Raw genomic sequence first — 4,737 nt, forward strand, 5'->3', positions numbered from 1 at the left:
GGGGGGGGGGCCACGAGCCCGGCCACGGCCACCGCCTCCGAGAGGACCCCGATGGCAACCAGCACCACCGCGCCGAACGCCGACCGGCGCGTACCCCGGGCCGGGTCACCCGCCCGGGGGGCCGCCCGCCGGCCGCGCGGCCCCCGCCGCTCGCTCCTGCCGTACCTGCTGCTCGCCCCGGCCATCGTGCTGGAACTCGCCATCCACGTGATCCCGATGGTGGTCGGGGTCTGGATGAGCCTGCTGGAGCTGACCCAGTTCCACATCCGGGACTGGTCCACCGCGCCCTTCGTCGGGCTGGAGAACTACCGGGCCACGCTCGACCTGAACTCCGCCGCCGGCAAGGAGCTGCTGCACTCGTTCTGGGTGACGCTGATCTACAGCCTGCTCTCGGTCGGGTTCGCCTGGCTGCTCGGCATCGCGGCGGCCGTCGTGCTGCAGAAGCCGTTTCGCGGGCGGGCCATCCTGCGGGCGCTGTTCCTCACCCCGTACGCCCTGCCGGTCTACACCGCCGTGATCACCTGGAGCTTCCTGCTGCAGCGCGACACCGGCCTGGTCAACCACGTGCTCGTCGACCAGCTCGGGCTGCTGAACGAGCGGCCCTTCTGGCTGATCGGCGACAACAGCTTCTGGTCACTGCTGGTGGTGTCGGTCTGGCGCAACTGGCCGTTCGCGTTCCTCTGCCTGATGGCCGGCCTGCAGAACGTGCCGGGCGAGCTGTACGAGGCCGCCGCGATCGACGGCGCGGGATTCTGGCGCCGGCTGCGCTCGGTCACCCTGCCCATGCTGCGGCCGGTGAACCTGGTGCTGCTGCTGGTGCTGTTCCTGTGGACGTTCAACGACTTCAACACCCCGTACGTGCTCTTTGGCGGCTCCGCGCCCGAGCAGGCCGACCTGATCTCCATCCACATCTACCGCAGCTCCTTCAAGACCTGGGACTTCGGGTCGGGCTCGGCGATGTCGGTGGCGCTGCTGCTGTTCCTGCTGGTCGTCTCGGCCGCGTACCTGCTGATCACCAACCGCCGGAGGGACGACCATGCGTGAGACCGCCGGTGAGCGCTGGGGCCGGCGCATCGTGCTGACCCTGCTCACCCTCTTCGTCGTCATTCCGCTGTACGTGATGGTCACCTCGGCGGCGAAACCGTTGCGGGACGTGCAGAACGGGTTCACCTGGTGGCCCAGCCGGCCCACCCTGCAACCGTTCGTCGACATGTGGAGCACCGTGCCGCTGGCCCGCTACCTGGTCAACAGCCTGGTGGTGTCGAGCGTCGCGGCGGTCTGCTCGGTGGCCGTGGCCATCTTCGCGGCGTTCGCGGTCAGCCGATACCGCTTCCGCGGCCGGGGCGTCTTCTCGGTGACGGTGCTGTCCACCCAGATGTTCCCCGGCATCCTGTTCCTGCTGCCGCTGTTCCTCATCTACGTCAACCTGGGCAACGCCACCGGAATCGAGCTGTACGCCAGCCGCACCGGCCTGATCATCACGTACCTGACCTTCTCGCTGCCGTTCTCGATCTGGATGCTGGTCGGCTACTTCGACTCGATCCCGCGCGGGCTGGACGAGGCGGCGCAGGTCGACGGGGCCGGGCCGCTGCGCATCCTGTTCCGGGTCATCCTGCCGGCCGCCGTGCCCGGCGTGGTCGCGGTGACCGTGTACGCGTTCATGACCGCCTGGGGTGAGGTGCTGTTCGCCTCCGTGATGACCGACGAGGGCAGCCGCACCCTGGCCGTCGGCCTGCAGGGCTACTCCACCCAGTTCAACGTCTACTGGAACCAGATCATGGCCGCCTCGCTGGTGGTCAGCATCCCGGTCGTCGCCGGGTTCCTGGCCTTGCAGCGCTATTTCGTCGCCGGCCTCACCGCCGGTGCCGTCAAGTGAGTCACCCCATCCCAGAGGAGAACCGTCCCGTGCCCGACCTGTCCAAGCTGCCACCCGACTTCCTCTGGGGCGTCGCCACGGCGGCGTACCAGATCGAGGGGGCCGTCGACGTCGACGGCCGGGCGCCGTCCATCTGGGACACCTTCTCGGCGATCCCCGGCAACGTCGACAACGGCGACACCGGCGCGGTGGCCTGCGACCACTACCACCGGTGGCCGGAGGATCTTGCGTTGCTGCGCCGGCTCGGCGTGGACGCGTACCGTTTCTCGGTGGCCTGGCCCCGGGTGATGCCCGACGGCGTCGGGCGGGTCAACCCCGCCGGGCTGGACTTCTACGACCGGCTCGTCGACACGCTGCTCGCCGACGGGGTCCGGCCGTTCGTCACGCTCTACCACTGGGACCTGCCGCAGGTTCTCCAGGATCGCGGCGGTTGGCCGGAGCGCGCCACGGCCGAGGCGTTCGCCGACTACGCGGCGGTGGTCGCCGCCCGCCTCGGCGACCGGGTGGCCGACTGGAACACGGTCAACGAGCCGCTCTGCGTGTGCTGGATCGGGCACCTGGAGGGGAAGATGGCCCCCGGCGAGCGGGACCTGACCCGCGCCGTGCACGCCTCGCACCACGCGCTGCTCGGGCACGGCCTGGCCACCCAGGCGATCCGGGCCAACGCCGCCCGACCGGCGTCGGTCGGTCTGGTGCTCAACCTCAGCCCGATCGAGCCGGCGACCGACCGACCCGAGGACGTCGCGGCGGCCCGGCGGGCCGACGGGCACGTCAACCGCTGGTGGCTGGACCCGATCCACGGGCGCGGCTACCCCGCCGACATGATCGACACGTACGGGGTCGAGCCGCCGGTGCGCGGTGACGACCTGGCGGTGATCGCCACGCCGACCGACTTCCTCGGGGTGAACTACTACTTCCGTCAACTGGTCGTCGACGACCCGACCGGCCCGGCGCCGTACGCGAAGCAGGTGCCGGTGCCCGGTTCGGTGGAGACCGCCATGGGCTGGGAGATGTACCCGGCGGGCCTGGAGCGACTGCTGGTCGACGTGCACGAGGAGTACCGGCCGGGGCGGATCATCGTCACCGAGAGCGGCTCGGCGTGGCTCGACGAGGTCACCGCCGACGGCACGGTCGAGGACAAGGAGCGCACCGACCACCTGGAGCAGCACCTGGCGGCGTGCGCGTCGGCGGTGGCCCGGGGGGTGCCGCTGGACGGCTACTTCGTGTGGTCGCTGCTGGACAACTTCGAGTGGGCGTACGGCTACGACAAGCGCTTCGGGCTGGTGCACGTCGACTACGCCACCCAGCGGCGGACGGTGAAGGCGAGCGGCCTGCGCTACGCGGAGCTGATCCGCGCCCACCGACACCTCGCCCGCGCCACCGCCAACGCCGACGACGCCGCCGCGCCGGTGGCCTGAGCCCGCAAGCCCCGGGCACCGCAGCCGGCGGCGCCCGGGGCGCCCCACGATGGGCTCTGTGCGTAATTCGCCCGCTTATGTGCCACTGCCGTTAGTCTGGGCCGGTGCGGGGCGGACCGGAGAACGAGACGACGACCAACGAGCGTCACTCGTCCCGGGTGGCGTTCGAGGTCAACGGCGACCGCCGTGAGCTGACGCTGGACAACCGCACCACCCTGCTCGACGCGCTGCGCGAGCACCTGGGCCTGACCGGGGCGAAGAAGGGCTGCGACCACGGCCAGTGCGGCTCCTGCACGGTGCTGCTGGACGGTCGCCGGGCGAAGAGCTGTCTCGTCTTCACGGTCACGGTGGACGGCCGGTCGGTGCTGACCGTCGAAGGGCTCGCCGGTCCGGACGACCTGTCCCCGTTGCAGGCCGCGTTCGTCGCACACGACGCGTTCCAGTGCGGCTACTGCACCCCGGGGCAGCTCTGCTCCGCCCGGGGCATGCTCGACGAGGTCGCCCGGGGATGGCCCAGCGCGGTCACCGACGACCTCGACTCGCCGCCCGAGCTGACCGACGCCGAGATCCGGGAGCGGATGGCCGGCAACCTCTGCCGCTGCGCCGCGTACCCGCACATCGTCGCCGCGATCCGCGAGACGGCGACCACGCCGTGAGGCCGTTCCGCTACCACCGGCCGGCCGACGTGGCCGACGCCGTCGCCGTGCTGGCCGGCGAGCCGCACGCGGCGTACCTGGGCGGCGGGACCAACCTGGTGGACCTCATGAAGCTCGGGGTGCAGCGGCCCGAGCTGCTGGTGGACGTGACCCGGCTGCCTCTGGACACGGTCGAGGAGCTGCCCGACGGTGGGCTGCGCATCGGCGCGACGGTGCGCAACAGCGACCTCGCCGCCCACCCGGCGGTTCGCCGCGACTACCCGGTGCTGGCCCGCGCCCTGCTCGCCGCCGCGTCCGGTCAGCTGCGCAACCTGGCCACCACCGGCGGCAACCTGTTGCAGCGCACCCGCTGCGTCTACTTCCAGGACACCGGCAAGGCGTGCAACAAGCGCGACCCGGGCAGCGGCTGCGCCGCCCTGCACGGGCAGAACCGCGACCTCGCCGTGCTGGACTGGTCCGAACAGTGCGTGGCCACCCACCCGTCGGACCTGGCGGTCGCCCTCGCCGCGCTGGACGCCGTGGTGGAGGTGCACGAGGCCGACGGTCCCCGCGACGTCCCACTCGCCGCGCTGTACCGCTCCCCCGGCGCGCATCCGGAGCGGGAGACGACTCTGGCGCGTGGCGCGCTGATCACCGCCGTACGGCTGCCCGCGTTGCCGGCCGCGCGCCGTTCGGCGTACCTCAAGGTGCGCGACCGGGCGTCGTTCGCCTTCGCGGCCGGCTCGGTGGCCGCCGTCCTCGACCTCGACGGCGACGTGGTCCGCGACGTGCGCCTGGCGTACGGGGC

General features: G+C 71.8%; 5 protein-coding genes. All 5 read left to right on the plus strand.

The annotated features are described in order from the left end of the window. Nucleotides 1–51: 51 nt before the first annotated feature. A complete protein-coding gene (locus tag AB0J68_RS27575; protein WP_355065168.1) occupies nucleotides 52–1,044 on the plus strand; it encodes a sugar ABC transporter permease in 993 nt (330 codons plus the stop codon). Then, nucleotides 1,037–1,876, plus strand: coding sequence for a carbohydrate ABC transporter permease (locus AB0J68_RS27580; RefSeq protein ID WP_007460899.1), 840 nt, complete (start codon nucleotides 1,037–1,039; stop codon nucleotides 1,874–1,876). Before AB0J68_RS27575 ends, AB0J68_RS27580 begins: the two co-directional genes overlap by 8 nt. Before the next feature lie 29 nt (nucleotides 1,877–1,905). Then, nucleotides 1,906–3,294, plus strand: a complete 1,389-nt coding sequence (locus AB0J68_RS27585) for a GH1 family beta-glucosidase (protein WP_355065164.1) — start codon at nucleotides 1,906–1,908, stop codon at nucleotides 3,292–3,294. 158 nt (nucleotides 3,295–3,452) lie between these two features. Continuing rightward, the gene (locus AB0J68_RS27590) at nucleotides 3,453–3,950 is read left to right on the plus strand and encodes a 2Fe-2S iron-sulfur cluster-binding protein (protein WP_354862173.1); all 498 of its coding nucleotides are present in this window, start codon (nucleotides 3,453–3,455) and stop codon (nucleotides 3,948–3,950) included. After that, on the plus strand, nucleotides 3,947–4,737 hold a 791-nt coding region (locus AB0J68_RS27595), incomplete at its 3' end, for an FAD binding domain-containing protein (RefSeq protein WP_363941261.1). The genes AB0J68_RS27590 and AB0J68_RS27595, both read left to right, overlap by 4 nt.

The organism is Micromonospora sp. NPDC049580 (assembly GCF_040675595.1).
Lineage (GTDB): Bacteria > Actinomycetota > Actinomycetes > Mycobacteriales > Micromonosporaceae > Micromonospora.